Genomic DNA, 19,406 nt, shown 5'->3' on the forward strand with positions numbered 1-19,406 from the left:
TTAAGGCAGATCTTTCTTGATCCCATACTACGGCGCAAACTGTATTACGACATCGTCAAGCGTGGCCATCGGTACCGGCCTTGCAAGGAAATAGCCCTGTGCGGCAAAGGCCGGAGACTGCTGAACATCAAGCCACTCTTCCAGCGTCTCGACGCCTTCTACAATGACGCCCTGACAGTAGCGATTCATCAACTCGAGCAGCAGAGTGAACAAATTGCGCCCCTCCGGCGTGGTACGCAGCATGATAAACAGATCGCGTGCGACTTTAATGTAGTCGTAACGTACTTCGCTAAGCGCGGAGAAATTCGCCATGCCGGTGCCAAAATCGTCCAGCCACAGCGGGCCAAATTCGCAAAATGAGGCAAAAGATGAATCAACCGGTAGCCGCACATGCTCAACCAGCTCCAGCCGTAACCACGGCAGACTGTTGATCGTTGCCATCAACGCTTTGTCCTGACGTATCGCCAGTAGCGTTGGGCCATCAACGTTTACCGATGCCAGCACCTGATTTTGCTCAAAAAATGCCTCTCTTTGCTTGAGCGCAGCAAGTTGATCCCTCACAACATCCATCCGCTGACGTACCGCAACTTCGGCAAAATAACGATCGGGAGGAATACGCTGCCCAGGATTATCAGGATGGGTCACCATCGTCAGAACTTCGATCGCCATCAGGCGACCATCCGTTCTGTAGATCGGCTGATAGGTCCAGGCAAGCTGACACTGTAGCCAATAGCGTCGCTCCTGAAGGCTTTCAATCTCTGCCTCAGGCATATTCAGCTGCTGGATAACCTGCTTTAACTTCATCTCAGATGTCCTGTACAAAGGGGATGATCTGTCGGAACTCGTCAAAGAGTTATCGGCGCAGACGTTGAGAACTTTATGTTCAACGAAGGGCAAAATGAAAATCTGTAAGACAAAATCGACACATAACGCGCGCCAGCTCAAAAAATTAATGGAACGTTGTTTTAATATAGTTGACCGGAAAATGTCTACAGAGCAGACTACCCCTATTTCCCGCTTCAGATCAGGTTAACTGTATGTCTAAGAAAATTGCCGTTATCGGCGAATGTATGATTGAGATGTCAGAAAAAGGAGCAGAAGTGAAGCGCGGCTTCGGCGGCGATACGCTTAATACCTCCGTTTATATTGCGCGCCAGGTGCCGGCAGACCAACTGAGCGTGGAATACGTTACCGCGCTGGGTAATGATAATTTCAGCCAGCAGATGCTGGATGCATGGCAGGGTGAAAATGTCGGCACCGGGCTGATCCAACGGATGGCAGACCGTCTGCCTGGCCTGTATTACATCGAAACTGATGATACCGGCGAGCGTACTTTTCGCTACTGGCGTAATGAAGCCGCAGCAAAATTTTGGCTCGAAACGTCAGAGTCTGCGGCTATCTGCGAGAAGCTGGCGACCTTTGATTACCTTTATTTGAGCGGCATCAGCCTGGCGATCCTGAGTCCGTCCAGCCGTGAAAAACTGTTCACCCTACTGCGTGAATGCCGGGCCAACGGCGGCAAGATCATTTTCGACAACAACTACCGTCCGCGCCTGTGGGCAAGTCAGCAGGAGACGCAGCAGGTTTATCAGCAGATGCTGGCGTGTACTGATATCGCCTTCCTGACGCTGGACGATGAAGACGCATTGTGGGGCGAGAAACCGATTGATGAGGTGATCACCCGCACTCAGGCAGCTGGCGTGCAAGAAATCATTATCAAGCGCGGTGCGGACTCCTGCCTGGTCGCCGTGGATAACGAGCCGGTGATTGAGGTTGCGGCGGTAAAACTGCCGAAAGAAAGCGTCGTTGATACCACGGCCGCAGGGGATTCCTTCAGCGCCGGCTATCTGGCGGTACGTCTGGCCGGTGGCGACGCAGCGCAAGCCGCTAAACGCGGACATCTCACCGCCAGCACCGTGATTCAGTACCGCGGGGCCATTATTCCTCGTGAGGCCATGCCGGCGTAAATTCGCCCTCACCCTAACCCTCTCCCCCAGGAGAGGGAACTGTCCGGCGGGCGGGATTAAAAGCGGGTACGATTTACTCCCTCTCCCTCAGGGAGAGGGCTGGGGTGAGGGTGGAACAACGTCAGCCCAGCCCATTCACCCCTGGAAAGCATAAATATCGCGGGCTTCGCTATGCATCGCCACACAGCCCACCGCCCCCAAATCCACACTCATGATTTCATCATCTGCGGAATGCTTTTCGACCCGCACAAAATAGCCGATATCGCCATCCTGACCAATCATAAAGTAGTCCGGTGCGGCCTGGTGAATCTGGTACGTTTCGTTACGCTCATTAAGATCGAAAATATTATAAAAACAGACGTAACAATCATTTATAGCCAGGATTTCATAAAGCTCACTGTCTTTAATCTCTTCTGACAGAAACTGTCTATACCGCGGTGGAAAAGCAATTCCTCGTTCACGTTCAAGGGTTAAAATGGCATCTGCGCAACTGTTCATCGTCGTCCCACCATGACGGGCGGCCTCACGCTGAGGCCGCGACTGAAGAAAGGCTTACTGTGCCGGAGGAATATCGGATACTTCCTGATGTATGTCTTCCTGAGCGATGGCCGGTGCAACAGCTTCAGACGGCTGCATGATCTCATTCCAGCTCGCCTGTAAGGCTTTCATATCGTATTCCGGTTCGCCTTTGGGTTGCAGCAGCACCAGTGACATATCCTGAGACAGCTGCTGGCGAAGATCCTGATTGAGCATCTCCAGCGTCAGGCTATCAAGGAAGCTCTGACGCAGCTTCTGATACTGCTCAGGCGCGATATCGACTACCTGATTTTGCAGAGCGCGCATACGCTGGCTGATCAGCACGTCAGTATCCGTGCGGGCATAGGTGGCGAACAGCTTTTGCAGCTCCAGCTTCTTCTGCGCCACCAGCGCATTAAATTCCTCTTCGGTCAGCCCTTTTTCACGCAGCGTGGCCAGTTCACGAGCCACCGTCACCAGACTGGTGTTCAGCTTCTCATTAGAAGAGTCAATATTGATTCCGCACTGGGCGCGCTGATAAAGCACGCGGCAATCAAAGCTCATAGCGATATCTTTGGCGTTACTTTTGCTCAGATTCTGCTGAACGTGCCAGTACAGTGCTTCACGCGCTAAATCCGCACGCCAGTAGCGCTGAAGCAATGCCGATTCACGGATAGGTTGCCACGGGTTATCCCACATCACCGACAGACGATCCTGCTGCACCGTATCAGTCATAATGCTGACCGCATTCCGCGGCATCGGCGATAGCGTTGCCATTGGAGCAGGCGTCTCGCGTTTTCCTTTTAGCTCGCCGAAGGTTTTGCTGATTTGCTCTGAGACCGAGCGACTATCGACGTTACCGACCACAATCAGCGTCATGGCATCCGGGGTATACCATTTTTGATAGAAAGACTTCACCTGCTCAGCGTCGACCGGTTTTTTCAGCGGATCGGCGGGATCGTGGCCAAGCATGGTCGATCCTTTCAGCCGGTAGCGCCACCAGCCTTCTTTGGTATCAACAGGCCAGGTCATGATCTTGTTATCATTTTCTGGCGTGGCGTTAATAGTCTCAGGTGTTATGTTCAGCCTGCCCGAGCTGTCCGCAAGCCACGTCAGCGCTTCTTTCAGCAAGTCGTTACGGTTATTTGGCAAGCTCAGATTAAACAGCGTGTGGTCATAGGAAACAATGACTGGCGGCAGGGGGCGATCCGGGTTCGAACCCTGCTGCCATAACGATTGCGCCTGCACCGGCTGTAAGCTGCCATGCTGCGAAAGCGCAATTTGCGGAATAAAATGGCTAAAGCCGATTTGCTGCGTATTTTCAGCCAGTGAACCGGTATTGATCAGCAGGCGAAGCTCGATGCGATCGCTGGGGCGCTGCGGCGTCGATAATACCTGCCATTGAAAACCATTTGCCAGCGTCCCTTGTTGCCAGGCCGGGTCGGGCTGGAGCGCTTCTGCCTGCACATAACCAGCCGTTGCTATTAACAATAAACTACCGGCTAAGAGTCGAATTTTTGTGCCCTGCATGTAAACCCCTGATCAACATTCCTGGTAATAAAGACAAGACCATCCTGCAATGAGGACTATTTTGAGTATGGAAAATCATTTTCTAAGACCACGCAAAGCGGAAAATGTCGCGTGGATTTCAGAAAATAATCGTCAATTATGCTCAGGAGGCCGTAGCCCATCAAGGGACTACGGCAATAACGGGGGAATTAAGAGGATATTTCGTGCGATTTGCCGCCTGGCGCACGATTATTCAGCGTATCGGTGAGTTGTTTATGATCGAGTTCCTTCACGCGCTTAGCGACCACGATGGTGGCGACGCCGTTACCAATCAGATTGGTCAGCGCGCGGGCCTCTGACATAAAGCGGTCAATGCCCAGAATCAGCGCCAGCCCGGCGACAGGCAGGTGGCCGACAGCTGAAATGGTCGCTGCAAGAACGATAAATCCGCTGCCGGTGACGCCTGCCGCCCCTTTTGATGACAGCAGCAGTACCACCAGCAGCGTGATCTGGTGGAAAATATCCATGTGCGTATTGGTAGCCTGAGCAATAAACACCGCAGCCATGGTCAGATAGATAGAGGTTCCGTCCAGGTTAAAGGAGTATCCCGTCGGGATCACCAGCCCTACTACCGATTTACGGCAGCCCAGCTTCTCCATCTTATCCAGCATTCTCGGTAGCGCTGATTCTGAGGAAGATGTGCCCAGAACAATGAGTAACTCTTCACGGATGTAGCGGATAAACTTAAAGATGCTGAAGCCGTTTGCGCGGGCAATGGAGCCGAGCACCACCACCACGAAGAGAATGCAGGTGGCGTAGAAGCACAGGATCAGCTGCCCCAGTTGTACCAGCGTCCCGACGCCGTATTTACCGATGGTAAACGCCATCGCGCCAAATGCGCCGATGGGTGCCAGGCGCATGATCATATTGATGATGCCGAAAATGACCTGCGAGAAGCTTTCAATCACGTTGAAAATCAGCTGGCCTTTGCTGCCGAGACGATGCAGGGCAAAACCAAACAGTACAGCAAACATCAGGACCTGCAGGATGTTACCGCTGGCGAACGCACCGATCACGCTTGCCGGAATAATATCCATCAGGAAGGCCACAATTCCCTGGTCTTTCGCCTGTTCGGCGTAAACGGCGACGGCCTGAGCGTCCAGCGTAGCTGGATCGACATTCATTCCGGCTCCCGGCTGCACCACGTTGACGATAATCAAACCGATAATCAGCGCAATGGTACTCACGACTTCAAAATAGAGCAGTGCGACGGCTCCGGTCCGGCCAACCGCTTTCATGCTCTCCATGCCAGCGATGCCCGTGACGACGGTACAGAAAATAACCGGAGCAATAACCATTTTGATGAGCTTCACAAACGCATCGCCCAGCGGCTTCATTTGTGCGCCCAGTTCAGGGTAGAAGTGCCCCAGCAAAATACCGACGGCGATGGCCGTCAGAACCTGAAAATAGAGGCTTTTAAACAATGAGGTTTTCATTAGGATGTCCTTAAGATAAAACCACAGGGAGTGTAGGGTTAGTGCCCCTGCGGTTTTAAAATAACACTCAAGAAACATTCCAGACATGAACCAAGTTCAACTTTGAAACATTTTTGTTAAAAAATTTGAGCTGACTCGCACAAGCGCAATAAACTCACTGGCCTTCCTTAACATGCTGCGCGGTAAACCAGGTCTGCTCAAACTGTTCAGGCGACAGGGCGCTGGCGAACAGGAACCCCTGAACGTAATCGACGCCTGCCGCTTTCAGCCACTCATACTGGGCCTGTTCTTCCACCCCTTCCGCCACAATGCTCAGGTTGAGACTTTGCGCCATCTGTACAATGGCCGACACCATACTGGTATCTTCAGGAATGCCATCAACAAAAATTTTGTCGATTTTGAGCATATCTACCGGCAGCGATTTCATATGTTGCAATTGTCGCAGCCCGGCGTAGCCCATGCCAAAGTCGTCCAGGGCAATACTGACCCCCGCGTTGCGCAGCGGACGCAGAATGGCAATAGCCGCCTGCGGATCGTCAATGCGGCGGCTTTCAGTGACCTCGAGGATCAGCGAACCAGGCTCAATGCGATAACGGTTCAATAGCTCCAGCAGGTCGGGAACCATATCGTGATGTAGCAGTTGCAGCGCGGAAATATTGACGGATAGCGGCATACGCAGTCCTTTTGCGCGCCACGCGGCAAGCTGACGACAAGCTTCTTCAAGTACCCAATACCCGACGGTGACCATCAGTCCGCAGGACTCAATGGTATCAATGAGATCGTGGGGAAGTTCCCACTGTCCGTTAGGCTGAAGCTGACGCAGTAAAACTTCTGCACTACAGATTTTGCCGCTGTGCGTATCAATCTGCGGCTGGAACCAGATGGCAAACTGTTGATTATCCAGCGCATGGAGAATATCGCTCTCTTCCGTTAGCCGCCGCTGCGCTTTTTCCATCTGCTCGGGATCGAAAAATTCAATCTGATTTTTACCTTTGCGACGTGCGGTAAAAGCAGCAGAAAACGCCCGGCGATAAAGCTGCTCGGCAGAGAGATCGCGGGCAAACATGGCAATGCCGATACTGGCGCTTGGGCGAAGCTGAATGCTCTGGACCGGCAGGCGCTCATTCACAGAAGTAAGGACTTGCTGACCTAATGTAATCGCGTGCCACGGCTCTTTGACGCCGTGCGCAATGACTGCAAAGTCGTAGCCGCTGACCTGGGTCAGCACCATTTTAGGCGACAGGACGGATTTCAGCCTCTCCACCAGCGTCAGCAGCAGCATTTCACGCTGATTTTCCTGCAATACACCGGCGGTATCCTGCAACGTTTCACAGGCGATTACCATCAGCGCCGGGCCGCTACTGTGCGCGATGTTTTGATCCAACAGGGCCAGCAGGAAGCTTTTATTCGGCAGTCCGGAAACCGGGAAGCGGGTCGAATGGTTATTCAACTCTTCATAATGACGCAGCAGCACCTGCTGATGGCGATTATAACTGCGCGCCAGCATACCAATTTCATCATCGTGATGCAGAGGCGGCAAGGTGAGCTGATGTCCCGGCACTTCATGAAGCGACGTTTCATTGAGTTCCCGGGCCATCTGCCGCAGCGGGCGCACAATCAGGCGGCTGCTACACCAGGTAATCGCCACGGTCATTACCAGCACGAGAAGTAAGTAAGCAGTTACTAACGTAGAAAGCGCACTCATGACGAAACGGTACATGCGCCAGGAGTCAGCCTGTAATACGAGATAGGCCAGCGGCTGGGGATTTGCCGGCCTCTCCAGGGAATAAATCGGCAGTGAGATCTGCACCGGCAATTCGAAAATGCGCGTGATCGTAACCGGCACCGGTCTTTCGGTAATAAAGCTCATCCGTAGCGCCTGAAACTGATTAGGCAGGACGACATCAGCACGGCTGACAATTCCCGCAGGCTGAATGCGCTGCAGAATAGTTTCGGCCTCCGGAATATCGCCTTTCAAAATGGTATAAGAAAGCGGCTCGCGGACTGATCGGGCAATGCTTTCAAGCTGAGACGCGGTGTCATAGCGACTCTGTTGCACAAAGTGAAAGAGTAAAATGAAGCAAAAAATGAACAAGAAAAACATGGCAACGACACAAATCATTGCCATTTGTTTTATGGTTAGAGAACGGCTGACGCGCAAATTAACTCTCCACTAGTACAGACTCAGACATCCGCTCAGGAACATTCTCCTGAGCGGATTCCGATTATACCCGATCGTAAGGCAATGAGAGAGAGAACGCGACGAATCCGCATTTGCCGGTACGCAAATACGCTACAGTGCCCCCTTTTCAGGCAAATTAATTCCCTTTAGCAGCCATCCAGGCCAGCATTTTAAGGCTTGCGGAATAGTAATCGTCCTGGGCGGTGATCTGCGGCTCTGACTGATTCTCTCCCATCGTCAAATCACGTACGGCCAGTAATCCTTCGTTCATGTTATAGGGCGCTCGCTCACCGTTGACCACGTTGATCCACGCGGGCGTTTGCTGACGCGGGAACGTTTTCCACCACTGTCGCCACGGGGTAAGCAGCGGGCTTTGTGGATCCTGCCAGCGAATATAGAGAGGAATGCGGATCGCATCATAACTCATACGCGCTGGCCACTCTTTTGCCGGGCTGAGCGTGCCATCGGCAGCCAGCGCCACCCAGTCCGTAGGTAGCTGAGCTTCACCCCATGCCATTTTACCGACCAGCGTCTGGCCGTCACGAATCAACTCCTGCCAGACCTTAAGATAGCTGCGGCGGGCAAAATCCTGCCATGCGGGAAAAATGAAATAAGAGGGGTTCAGATTGACCCGCGTATTGAGGTTAAAGCCGTTTTGCCCCGGAAGCATGACACGATAACCGGCAAACTCGATCACCGTGTATTTGATGAGCGCCTGGGTAATAGCATCCGAGGCCGCACCATAGCGATTATCCTGCCAGCGCTGTTGCGCTTTCAACAGTGCCCAGGCAATTAATGCATCACCGTCGGTAGCATCGTTTTTATCCGCCACTGGATCGGGCGCGACCGGGTTATAACGCCAGTAAAACAGCCCGGTGTCTTTATTTTTTAAATGGCTGTCAGTCCACTGCCACAGTTTATCAAACGCCGGACGATCATTATTCGCCACCGCCATCAGCATGGCAAAGCCCTGCCCCTCGGTATGCGAGACATTACCGTTGCCGGTATCGACAATACGGCCGTCCGGCATTAAAAAGCGGCCTTTATAACTCTCCCAGGCGGTACTGGCCTGTGCCAGAGAGGTAAACAACAGCATGGTCATAACAACCGTGGCAGACAACATTCGCAAAAGCATAATTCACTCATCATTACGGATTGAAATAACGGAACTGCACGTCGTCGACGGAGAAAAGATGTTCCCGCTGGAACAGCAGGTGTTCCTCTCCGCCCTGCCCCTGAAGCCAGCGCGCATAAAGTCCTTCCAGTATTGCACAAAACGCGTTACACCAGCGGACCTGCCCCTCTTCATCACGGCTGACAGGCAGCGCCTGATGGCGGACCACCAGCCCCATTTCTCCTACACTCACGTCCACTCTGCCCCAGTTGAAGGCGGCAAGCCGATGATTAATATTCTGTTCCAGATCGCCCAGCGTTTCGGCATCCGGCAGCGGATAGAGATCGGCCAGCGTTTCCCCCATTTGTTGCAGGAACGGCTGACTGTCTCGCTCACCGGCATTGCGGATCATGCCATCCACCATAATGGTCAGAAGATCAAACCACCCGGCAGGCGTTTGCTGATGCTGGAAATAAGCCTTTAGCGCAGTAGTGTTATCCATTATTCATTCCCTAACATATAGCGGAACCACAGTCCGGCCGTGCTTTCGTTGTAATCACCAAAGGTGTCATAGCCGACCTGGCCGCCAATACTCATCTGCTTATTCACTTTATAATCTGCACCCGCGCGTACCGTATAACCCAGTCCGCTTTCCGAGGTGGATTTATACTGTGCTTCTTTGGCAAATCCATTGGCGACGGCCGTTTCAAGTTGCTGCTGCCAGCCAGCCTGGGTCGGGAAGTAGTCACTGCTGTCCTGCGTATAAGACTGATATCCCACCGAGCCGCCGACTTTCAGGGTCCAGCTATCGTATTTCTGGGTTAAATCAACCGGCAGCGACACGCTGACGTAGTTCTGCGGACTGAAATACCCGCCCTGACCAAAGGTGAACTGACTCAGGTTTTTCGAGTAGTCCATAAAACTCATGCTTAATCCGGTCTGGAGCTGACTGTAATCATCATGGAAAGGCCGCAGATAAACCCCGGCGTTAGCATTTACGCTGGTGTTACTGGCGACGTTTTCTCCGAGGTAGCTGTAGCCGCCCCCGCCAATGTAAAAACCGGCATCCCCGTCGTCATAACTGAGCTGAACCGTCCCACCATTTTTGGTCACCTGCCCCCAGCGCTTGCCGGAGTAGGAGTCGTTAATTCCGACATACGACAGCAGGCTGTCGGTCAACGCCCGCCGCTCACCGGTCAGGATCAGCGACAGATAATTGGTCAGCTTAGGCGACCATTTGACGCCGCCGACCAGGGTATTGAGATCCTGCCCCAGCGGCGTGGTGCCCACATCAAGGCGATACTGATTGCCACTGAGCGCCATACTCAGCTCAACGCCGTTAGCTTTCTGTGAATCGGTGGACGAATCTCCTGGCTCATTAACATTAGGCTTAAGGCTCGAGGAAGCAAGATAGCCCGCCACCTGGCCAGAATCGACATTACGCAACCGCGCCAGATTTTCAAGACCGGTACTGGTTGTTGGATTCAGCGTTGCGGCATCGATCGTACCGAGCGTGCTTAATGCCCGGGCGCCAGGATTACTGGCAAAATAGGTTTCACGCTGAGTCTCAGTCATGGCAGCGATAGCCTGCTGCTCGCTGGCGGCCGTAGCGGCGATGTTGGACACCGCGCTGGACAGCGGATTCGATCCGTAACGCCGCCAGGCATCGCCGGACGCGCTCCCGGCATTCAGGGTAATTGGCGTGGCGGTAAATTCAAAACGCGACTCGCCAAACGGTGAGGAAGACCAGGTCAGCGGCGCTTTTACTTCCGTCAGTTTGCTGGTGCCCGATTCACCATCGCGGCTACGCACTTCTACCCCGCCCTGTAACCAGGTTCCGGTTTTCTCTTCCAGCTGCTCCATCATGGTATCAATTTGGCGCAGGGTTCGATTCTGCGCGGTTTCAACCGGCAGGTCGGTGCGCTGACTGCCCGGCATCGCCATATCCGGTTCACCGGCAGAGACTGCACCTACCTGCCACGGCAAGGTGCGGCCATAGGTTGAGGCGGTACGCGCCTGCGGTTCAAGCCGTGACGTGCCGACAAACGGGTTATCTGCGGCCAGCAATCCTCCCACGTTCGGCGTGGCTGAATTATTGCTGGTCTGCAACCCAAGCACGCGACCGCGGGCGCTACGCAGGTAGGTGAGCGCGCGTTGATGATTGCCCTGCGCCTCTTCCACCCGTGAAAGCAGGATCAGACGGTCCGGGGTATTGTCATTACGCAGTCCACGCGCCAGTTGCGTCGCCCGCTCGGTATTGCCGTCAGACAGCGCGACATCAATAGCGCCCGCCCGCACTGCCTGATCGGGTGAATCACGGGTAATTAAATAGTCGTACACCACTCCGGCTTCTTTGTTCATTTTGCCGCTTTGATACAGCCGCGCCATCGCGAACATTAAATCGGTATTCTGCGGCTCCTGTTGCAGCGCCCGGATGAGCTTATCGTATGCCGCCGCATAATTGCCCTGCTCACGCAGCCGATCAGCATCGTTGACGATATAGCCATTTTGCAGACTGGCGAGCTGGCTCGGCGTGCTTTCCGCACGCAGGGTTGGATTCGCCAGCAGCGCCTGCGCTTCACTGGTCAATCCGGCCTGATTCAGCACCGTCACTTGATCCGCATAGTCACCGGCCCCGCCCTGAATACCCGAGCTGATATTGTTACGCACCAGCGCGACGGCAGTGGTGATATCGCCGCTTTGCGCCAGCAGACGCGCCAGTTTACCGACGTCAGCCGGATCTTTCGGCGGCTGCGACGACAGCGCCTTCAGGGTATTCATGGCCGCCACGGTGTTGCCCTGCGCCAGGTAGTTCTGCGCCATGGCAATCTGCAAGTTGTAGTTTACCCGCTGGCGAAGATCGCGCATCTGCGTATTCTGGCTGGCGGTCGGAATGCGCGAGAGTAAAGTTTGTGCCTGCTGCCAGGCCCCATTTTCGCTGGAAAACAGCGCGGCGGCGTACAGCGCATTGGCGCCGGCACCGGCACGGTAAGCCGGTGCCATCACGGCAGCCGCTTCATTTTCGCCGCCGGATTTTTGTAGCAGGCGCGCCAGATCCAGACGCAGCCAGAAATCGTCCGGATTGCGCGCTACGCCCTGGCGCAGCGTGGCGATCGCCTGCGGAACGTTACCGCTGGCCGCCTGCTGTTGCGCCTGGCGACGAATGCTGTCACCCGGCACGCCGGTCACGACGCGCGGCTGAAGCCGCGACTGTAGATTCTGCGGCAGAGTGCGCAGGACCGTTTGTGCCTCCGCGGTTTTATTTTGCTCGCGCAGCACATAGTAGAGATTTTCCCGCGCTGCCGCGTTCTGCGGCTGGTCATTCAGCACCGCCCGCAGCGTTTGCTCGGCCTGAGCGTAATCCTTGCTTTGGCGCAGGATATCGGCGCGGAACAGCTTGCCGGCAATGCCGCGATCGCCGCTCTGCTGAGCCAGTGGCGCAGAGAGCGCCAGCGCCTGGCTGATGTTACCCTGCTTATACGCCTGTTGAGCCTGGGCCAGCCGGCCATAAAATTCGGCGTCATCGGCCTGATTTTTACGCTCGTCCGCCGCCTCGCCACCCTGACTGGCGGCACGGTTGAGATACTGCGCCGCCGCCTGATAATCGCCACTGCGCTGAGCAATGTAACCCATCCCGGCCAGCGCGTCGGCATCCGCCGGGTTGGCTTGCAGAACCTGTTCAAAATCCTGCTTTGCCGCCGCGGTATCGCCGCTGTTCAGGGAGGTAAAACCTTCACCTTTAGCAATGCCGCCAATCCGCTCACGATAATATTTTTGCACCTCGGTATCCTGAGGATGCCGCTGTAGCCAGCTATCGTAATAGCGCCGATCGCCCTGCGTCACGCTTAACCACAGCAGCGACTGGCGTAGCCCGCTGTCTGCCTCTTTGTCTGTGCTGGCTAACGGCTCCAGCATCTCTATCCCTTCCCGGCGCGTATCTTCCCGCCAGGTCAGCGCTTTGCCCAGCGCCACGCGGATCGCGCTATCCTGCGGTCGTTGCGCCACATAACGGCGCAGTTCACTCACCGCCTGGGGATAGAGCGACTTATCGCTCGCCATGGTCAGATAATACTCAGCAGCAATACCTTGCGGCGGCATATCGCCGTTAAACATGCTTTTCCAGGTTGCCAGCGCAGCGGGAATATTGCCGCTGCGCGCCTGCTGACGAGCAAGATTAAGTTGCCCCTGCGGCACCGCAGACAGCTGACGCGCGTTAGATAATGCTTCCAGACCGGCGTCACCCGGCGATGCTTTTTCCAGCCGCGCCCGCCATTGAGCGGAGGCCTGAGTATCGCCATTCTGCTGCGTCCACAGCGCCATTAAATACAGCGCCTGAGGATTATTGGCATCGACCAGCAGCACTTTCCTGAGCGATTCCATCGCCAGTTCGTCGTGCGATTTCTCATGCCAGTATTTCGCCTGCTCGAACAGCGCATTCAGCGCCGCATCGTTGGGCGCAGCCAGCACATCACTCATCGTTCCCAGTGTCAGCATGCCCGTCAGGCACAGCGTAGACAAACGACGACCCGGATCATGTTTCATCATTATTATCGCTCCCTGAAGAGAGGCGCTTGCGGGCGTGCCGTCTGAACATGGCGGTGAGCGCCACACCCAGAATTGAGGCAGCAATTAATCCGACGATTGCCAGCAGCGCTGAATACTGGTTCGCATACCAGATAGCCATCATGTAGCCCGGCATCTGGCCGCTCGGGAACTGATTGCTGACCCGAAAACTGCGCACGCCATTTTCATCGGTGATAATTGATGTATCGCCCCGGATCCCGGCATTAATGCGCGAAGAACTTAAGTCGTCCGGCAGCCTGGCAAGCTGATCGTCATTGCTGCCCACGGCAGCAACCACCAGGCGTTCGGCATCCCACGGTGAGCGATAGCTGACAAAGCCACGCCACGCCTCGTTAGATGAAAAATAGCGGTCGGCGTCAATGTTGTCCGTGGACCAGTCGCCAAGCAGCCAGCGCTGTATTTTCTGCCACGGCGTCTGTGGTCGTACGCTCAGTGTGTTATCGCCGACGATGTAAGGCGATTGTGACAGCAGCCCCTGGATAAATGCTTTCTGATCCAGACCGCCTACCGCCAGCACATCGCGCTGGCGCAGATATTCCAGACTGGTCCCGCCACCGGGAATACCCAGCACGACACGGTTATTTGCCAGCGGCATTCCCGTCGCATTGCCTGAACGTGCAGCAAGATTCAGCAGCGTCGCAACCTGCGTTTCAGACGGCGTTTCCGGCAGTAACAGGACCGTCTGCGAATAGTCTGCCAGACGAGTAAACGGGAAAGAGGCACCGACAAAGTAAGAGAGATTCGGCAGCATTGAGAAATGCTGAGTATGGCTCAAATCGATCCACGAATCGTCGTTGAGACGGCTCTTAATGTTGTTATTCAGCAGTACGCTACACGGCGCGGTTTGCTTCGGTACAACGTTAAAATAGAGCGAAAGCTGGTTATCGCCGTAGATCAAATACGGCTCCAGCGGAATAGTCACTTTCTCCTGCCGCGCGTCGCCGCCCGCCTTACGCCACAGCATTTCGAGAAAGCCCTGTTTATTCATCGGCAAATTGCTGAGAAACGTGTTGTTGAGCGTAACGCTAAGGCGCGATTTCTCCTCATCAATCCAGGTTTCAGACGGAAAACGATAGCCAATGTGCAGCGGGATCGTCTCGCCATCCCACAAATAGAGATCCGGCGCGGCGCGGAAAGCCACCTGCAGCGGCGCGTGCCAGACGCCCGATACGGTGGTGCTTTGATCTTTACGAATAAGCTCCGACAATTTTACCGGGCGCGAGGTCGGGATCCAGCGCGGTGCGTCATAGGGCTTGCTGGTTGGGATCGCCTGGGCTTCAACATCGGCGCTCGCCATCTGGCCAGGGAAGTCGCCTTTCGTCAGACGCCAGGCAGCGGCCCGTAAGGCGGCATCATCTTTGCCGACGATCAGCAGCAGTTTATACACCGGGTTAACCGGGTTATTAATGATCTGCAGCAGCGGGCCGTTGCTTTGCGGCAGCGTTAATCCGCCGATGCGCTCCCCGGGATGACCGATCACAATACCGTGCTGCTCCGGCAGACGGTTGCTTAATGCGTCAAATGAAATGCCGCGGTAGTCTGCCTGCATTCCCATCCACGACGACACCAGCGCCGCCGCGCTGACGGTGTCCGCCGTGAGTTTTTCCGGGAAGCTAAACGTCAGATTAACCGGCGTCATCTGCTGACTATCGAAAAATGGCTTCGGAAAATGGCTGAGATCGGAGCCAATATCCAGCTGCTGGCCTTCAAGCTGAAAGCGCGAGGTCGGCATGATAACGACCCGGGATTTTTCGTTCTCATCGCGCAGGCACAGCAGGGCGTCGCCGTCGTTGACTCTGAAATTCAGGTTATTACTGGACACCATCAGCGCAGCCGGGATCTCCAGTTCAAAATGTGAAACGTTGTTGTCCGAGGCGCTTAGCGGCACATTGCCCAACGACTGGCCGTTAAGCTGAAGTTGCAGCGTCGTACCGCGGGCGGCCATCTCAGGCGACACTTCCACATCCAGCGCCAGCTGCGCGCTGGTGATCACCCGATCGCCCGGCAGGGTAAAATCGATGCCGCCCTGGAACTGGCCGCCGCTTAATGCTATCCCCTGCGCTGCGCCCATTTGAGCAAAACTGAGGCTGCTGTCAGCGGGCGGCATAAAACCCGACGCCGCAGGGGTTACAGGCGGCATGGCTGGGAGCGCGTCGGAAACGTCCTGCGTTTGCGGGGTGGCTGACGGCGCAGTTGTGGTGGCCGGTGCCGCCGTCTGTTGGGACGGTTGCGCGGCAGGGCTGTTTTCAGTGGCCGGAGTATCAGAGGCCGTATTGTCTGGCGTCGCCGGAGCGTCCGTTGTCGACAACGGGAACGTCAGCGGCGGCGTTGCGTCGCCTTGTGCCGTCGACTCCTCTGCGTGGAGTGCAGGCACAAATAGCGTCCCTATCAACAATGCCAGCGTGGTTAATCCCTTCATACGCGACTATCCTCCTTCGTCGCAGTTGCCGAAGCCGTCCGGGGACGCTGACGACTGCGGCGCGATTTCCATGTCAGCCAGAACAGTTCAAATACGCAGCGCAGGATGGTGACGAACGAACGGAACGGATTATCCTGCTGACGCGGCGGATTAATCCACGCATCGGCGCGGGAAAGTACCACGCGCACCAGTTCACGACGGCGTGAGAGCGGAATATCTTCATCAAACATAACCCGGATGAATTGATTATCGACTGCCACCAGTTTTGCCGGAATGGTAATGGCCCCGGACTCGAGGATTAGCTCGACTTCTTCGATTTCATCAAACGTATGCCGATCGTCAACAATTGACATCCGGCAGCCGCCCATTGAGAGATCGGCCGTCTGGCTGCGGGTAACAAACCCGCTGGCATAGTGAATTAGCACCGGGATAGTCACATCAATACGGATGGTTTTACGCGTCTGCCGCGTCTCACGTGCTACGGCAATCGCCGCCAGCAGGAAGATCAGGCTGTAAACGCCCCAGCCGATATTGAGCGCGATAACGCTGGGGTCGGCGGTAAAGAAGTCGTGGGCAAAGGCGCGCACAATACCGGCAACCACCGCGATCGCCAGCAGGGATGCCACCACCAGATGCGGTCTGACGACGCTGAAATCGAAGTACCCTACATCCAGCAGTCCGCCTTTATCGGTTACGTTAAATTTTCCGCGCTTCGGGAAGATCATGGTCACGAGCGTTGGCAGGATCAGATGGAAAGCCAGCACGATGTCGTAAATCTCGCCCCAGAAACTGTAGCGATAGCGGCCGTTCATTCGCGATCCGACATAAATGGCGAGGAACAAATGCGGCAGCGCGTAGCCGAGGATCAGGCTGGCGGAAGAGTGGATAATATTGAGGTTAAACAGCAGATACGCCAGCGGCGCGGTCACAAAGACCACGCGTGGAATAGCAAACTGATAATACAGCATGGCGCTGAGGTAGCACAGCCGTTGCTGAAAGGTCAGGCCGCGACCGAACAGCGGGTTATCAAGACGGAAAATCTGCGTCATCCCGCGCGCCCAGCGGGTACGCTGGATCACGTGCAGCACCAGACGTTCAGTGGCAAGACCGGCGGCCAGGGGAATATCGACAAACGCGGATTTCCAGCCGCGACGCTGCATCTTCAGCGCGGTATGCGCATCTTCGGTCACGGTTTCAACGGCAAAACCGCCGATTTCTTCCAGCGCACTGCGGCGGATCACCGCACATGAGCCGCAGAAAAAGGTCGCGTTCCAGTTGTCGTTACCCTGCTGGATCGGACCGTAAAACAGCATTCCCTCATTGGGAATGTTGCGTCCCACGGAGAGGTTACGCTCGAACGGATCCGGCGAGTAGAAGTAGTGCGGCGTTTGTACCAGGGCAAGCATCGGATCTTTCAGGAAACCGCCAACGGTGGCCTGCAGGAAAATACGCGTTGCGACGTGGTCACAGTCAAATACGCAAATTAGCTCACCCTGGGTGATAGTCATCGCATGATTCAGGTTGCCTGCTTTCGCATGATTATGCTCAGTACGGGTGATATAGCCGACGCCAACATCCTGAGCAAATACCGCAAACTCCCGGCGACTCCCGTCATCAAGCAGATAGATTTTTATCTTATCTCTTGGGTAATCAATACATTGTGCCGCAAGCACGGTATCACGCACCACTTCCAGCGGTTCGTTATAGGTCGGAATATAAACGTCAACTGTCGGCCACAAGGACATATCATCCGGCAGCGGAACAATTTCACGTTTAAGCGGCCAGACCGTTTGCAGATAATTCAGCAGCAGCATGACCCAGATATAGACTTCTGCCAGAAATAAGCCCATCCCGAGGATGGCTTCTATCTCAGAATTAAAATGCAGGGTTTGCGTTAAGCGGAAATACATATAGCGGGTAGACATCAGCAATGACATCACCACCATAATGACCGAAATGCTTCGCCGTTTACTGAATCCCATCAGAAAGAGGATGCCGATACTCATAAAGCCGAAAATATACTGCTTCTGGCTGTCCATAGGCGTCACGATAATCAATAACGCGATTGGCGCTAACACCAGCACCAGCATATAAAACAGGAACTTTTTCATAGGTCGTCCTGAGATAAATTAAAGCCCGGATTTACGTGACGCGTTATGTACCGTGCCATCACCCACGTTGATCCCTAATTTGGCAACAATTTTTCTGGCAATGATTTCGATATCAAATGCCGCCGCCGAGGAAGGGCTTACGTCGAAAATAGATTTTTGCGAGGCGTTAGCTTCGCAGACGCTTTCATCGCGGTGAACGATACCTAATAGCCTGTCGCCCAATCTCTCTTCAAGAAATCCCGTCACGTCGCGGCTGATCTGGCGGCGCGTATCGCTCTGGTTAACCACAAAAAAATGACCATGACGATCGTTCAGCTCACTTCCCGTTAAGCGATTATTTTCAACGTGTGGAAGCAAAGACATAGAGGCAGTATCGGCCAGCAGTGCCACCAGATGCATATCGGCAAATGGCGTAATAGCTTTAAGCGCCGCAGAAGGGCCTGGCGGAAAATCGGCCACAATGACCAGACCTGGATAATTCAACAGCGAACCCAGCCCGCGCGCCAGAAAATGCTCGTCGCTGGCAAGATTACGCTCGAAGGTCAGCCGCTGTTCTTCGCTAACATCACCATACGGCAGAACAAAAATATTGCCGCCGGCAGTCAGAACATCCTGGCCCCAGTCATAAGATTCTGCAGATTTAGCGACATAGCCACGCTCGTCGGACAACGGTACACCAAAGTGCAAACGCAGCGCGTTCTGCACATCAAAATCAATGGCCAGTACCTTGCTCCCCGAGCGCGCCAGCGCATAAGTCAGGTTCGCCGCAAGGGTTGTTTTCCCTACGCCCCCTTTGGGTGAACACACACAGATCAGCGGCATGAAGCAATCCTTTCTAACAGTGATTTGAGAGGCAACGTTTTCTCTTCATTCGTTTTTTCGTCCGGAGCAGATGGCTCAACGACTTTCGGCGCAAACAGACGGGAGTAGTTAACCGCTTCAGGCGGTGGCGTCACCACGCGCGACCGGGCAACAGGCGGTGCCTGTGGAGGTTCTTCTGCAACGGGTAATGGGTGAACCGCAGACGGCAGCGGGCTGAAAAATGTGTGCGTTGCAGACGGCGGCGTAACGGTTGTTTTCGTTATGGAAACAAACGACAACGGGGCCTCGACGCCGTGTGATTCCGGCGCGGGGGTTATATCGGGTTGAACCGGCGTCGGCGGCAGCATGGCTACACTCTGCATCAGCGGTGGAAGCGTATGTGGCGGACTGGCTGGCGCAGATACAGGCACCGACGCGGTGGACGGCTGACTAAAAATATGGGGAGCCACGGTTTTGGGCACTGGCGATGAGACGTGTCCGCCCATTGCCAGGTCAGATTCCTGACGGCCAGGCGACAACTGGTTGATGAGCGCCCAGTCTCCCCGCTCCTCGGCAGACGACTGCGCAGACAGATCTTTATAATTCTTTAATTGCGAACGGGTTTTATCCTTAAACCGCTGCAAATCATCATAATGATTCATCGCTAACACCATGACTTAAATACATTAATTTATTCCCGCTTCTTT

General features: G+C 54.8%; 13 protein-coding genes. 1 reads left to right on the plus strand and 12 read right to left on the minus strand.

Features of this window, described 5'->3' with window-relative positions:
- Nucleotides 1–27: 27 nt before the first annotated feature.
- A complete protein-coding gene (gene pdeH / locus AC791_RS04265) occupies nucleotides 28–804 on the minus strand; it encodes a cyclic-guanylate-specific phosphodiesterase (protein WP_049839241.1) in 777 nt (258 codons plus the stop codon).
- Between the two features lie 233 nt (nucleotides 805–1,037).
- Here pdeH and AC791_RS04270 point away from each other — a divergent pair, with 233 nt between their 5' ends.
- A complete protein-coding gene (locus AC791_RS04270; RefSeq protein WP_049839242.1) occupies nucleotides 1,038–1,967 on the plus strand; it encodes a sugar kinase in 930 nt (309 codons plus the stop codon).
- A 135-nt stretch (nucleotides 1,968–2,102) separates the two neighbouring features.
- On the opposite strand, the gene AC791_RS04275 is transcribed toward AC791_RS04270, so the two are convergent.
- The 11 genes from AC791_RS04275 to AC791_RS04325 form a co-directional block, all read right to left on the minus strand.
- Nucleotides 2,103–2,465, minus strand: a complete 363-nt coding sequence (locus AC791_RS04275; protein ID WP_049839243.1) for an SMI1/KNR4 family protein — start codon at nucleotides 2,463–2,465, stop codon at nucleotides 2,103–2,105.
- A gap of 54 nt (nucleotides 2,466–2,519) precedes the next feature.
- Entirely contained in the window at nucleotides 2,520–4,013 is a 1,494-nt protein-coding gene (locus AC791_RS04280; RefSeq protein WP_049839244.1) for a M16 family metallopeptidase, read from the minus strand.
- A 188-nt stretch (nucleotides 4,014–4,201) separates the two neighbouring features.
- Complete coding sequence (locus tag AC791_RS04285; protein ID WP_049839245.1) at nucleotides 4,202–5,488, minus strand: dicarboxylate/amino acid:cation symporter; 1,287 nt, start codon at nucleotides 5,486–5,488, stop codon at nucleotides 4,202–4,204.
- A gap of 154 nt (nucleotides 5,489–5,642) precedes the next feature.
- Entirely contained in the window at nucleotides 5,643–7,649 is a 2,007-nt protein-coding gene (hmsP, locus tag AC791_RS04290; RefSeq protein WP_049839246.1) for a biofilm formation regulator HmsP, read from the minus strand.
- Nucleotides 7,650–7,806: 157 nt separating this feature from the next.
- Nucleotides 7,807–8,805, minus strand: coding sequence for a glycosyl hydrolase family 8 (locus AC791_RS04295; protein ID WP_049839247.1), 999 nt, complete (start codon nucleotides 8,803–8,805; stop codon nucleotides 7,807–7,809).
- Between the two features lie 13 nt (nucleotides 8,806–8,818).
- On the minus strand, nucleotides 8,819–9,286 hold the full coding sequence (gene bcsD, locus AC791_RS04300) for a cellulose biosynthesis protein BcsD (RefSeq protein WP_148677755.1): 468 nt from the start codon (nucleotides 9,284–9,286) through the stop codon (nucleotides 8,819–8,821).
- Complete coding sequence (locus AC791_RS04305) at nucleotides 9,286–13,329, minus strand: cellulose synthase subunit BcsC-related outer membrane protein (RefSeq protein WP_416202288.1); 4,044 nt, start codon at nucleotides 13,327–13,329, stop codon at nucleotides 9,286–9,288. Before AC791_RS04305 ends, bcsD begins: the two co-directional genes overlap by 1 nt.
- Nucleotides 13,316–15,787 (minus strand): cellulose biosynthesis cyclic di-GMP-binding regulatory protein BcsB, encoded by a 2,472-nt coding sequence (gene bcsB / locus AC791_RS04310; RefSeq protein WP_049839249.1) that lies wholly within the window; start codon nucleotides 15,785–15,787, stop codon nucleotides 13,316–13,318. Before bcsB ends, AC791_RS04305 begins: the two co-directional genes overlap by 14 nt.
- Complete coding sequence (bcsA, locus tag AC791_RS04315) at nucleotides 15,784–17,898, minus strand: UDP-forming cellulose synthase catalytic subunit (protein ID WP_049839250.1); 2,115 nt, start codon at nucleotides 17,896–17,898, stop codon at nucleotides 15,784–15,786. Before bcsA ends, bcsB begins: the two co-directional genes overlap by 4 nt.
- A gap of 18 nt (nucleotides 17,899–17,916) precedes the next feature.
- Nucleotides 17,917–18,720, minus strand: a complete 804-nt coding sequence (gene bcsQ, locus AC791_RS04320; protein WP_049839251.1) for a cellulose biosynthesis protein BcsQ — start codon at nucleotides 18,718–18,720, stop codon at nucleotides 17,917–17,919.
- Nucleotides 18,711–19,361 carry a cellulose biosynthesis protein BcsO gene (locus AC791_RS04325; protein WP_049839252.1) on the minus strand — a complete coding sequence of 217 codons (651 nt, stop codon included), beginning with the start codon at nucleotides 19,359–19,361 and terminating at the stop codon, nucleotides 18,711–18,713. Before AC791_RS04325 ends, bcsQ begins: the two co-directional genes overlap by 10 nt.
- Nucleotides 19,362–19,406 lie beyond the last annotated feature (45 nt).

This window comes from Klebsiella sp. RIT-PI-d, from assembly GCF_001187865.1.
In the GTDB taxonomy this organism is placed as follows: domain Bacteria; phylum Pseudomonadota; class Gammaproteobacteria; order Enterobacterales; family Enterobacteriaceae; genus Superficieibacter.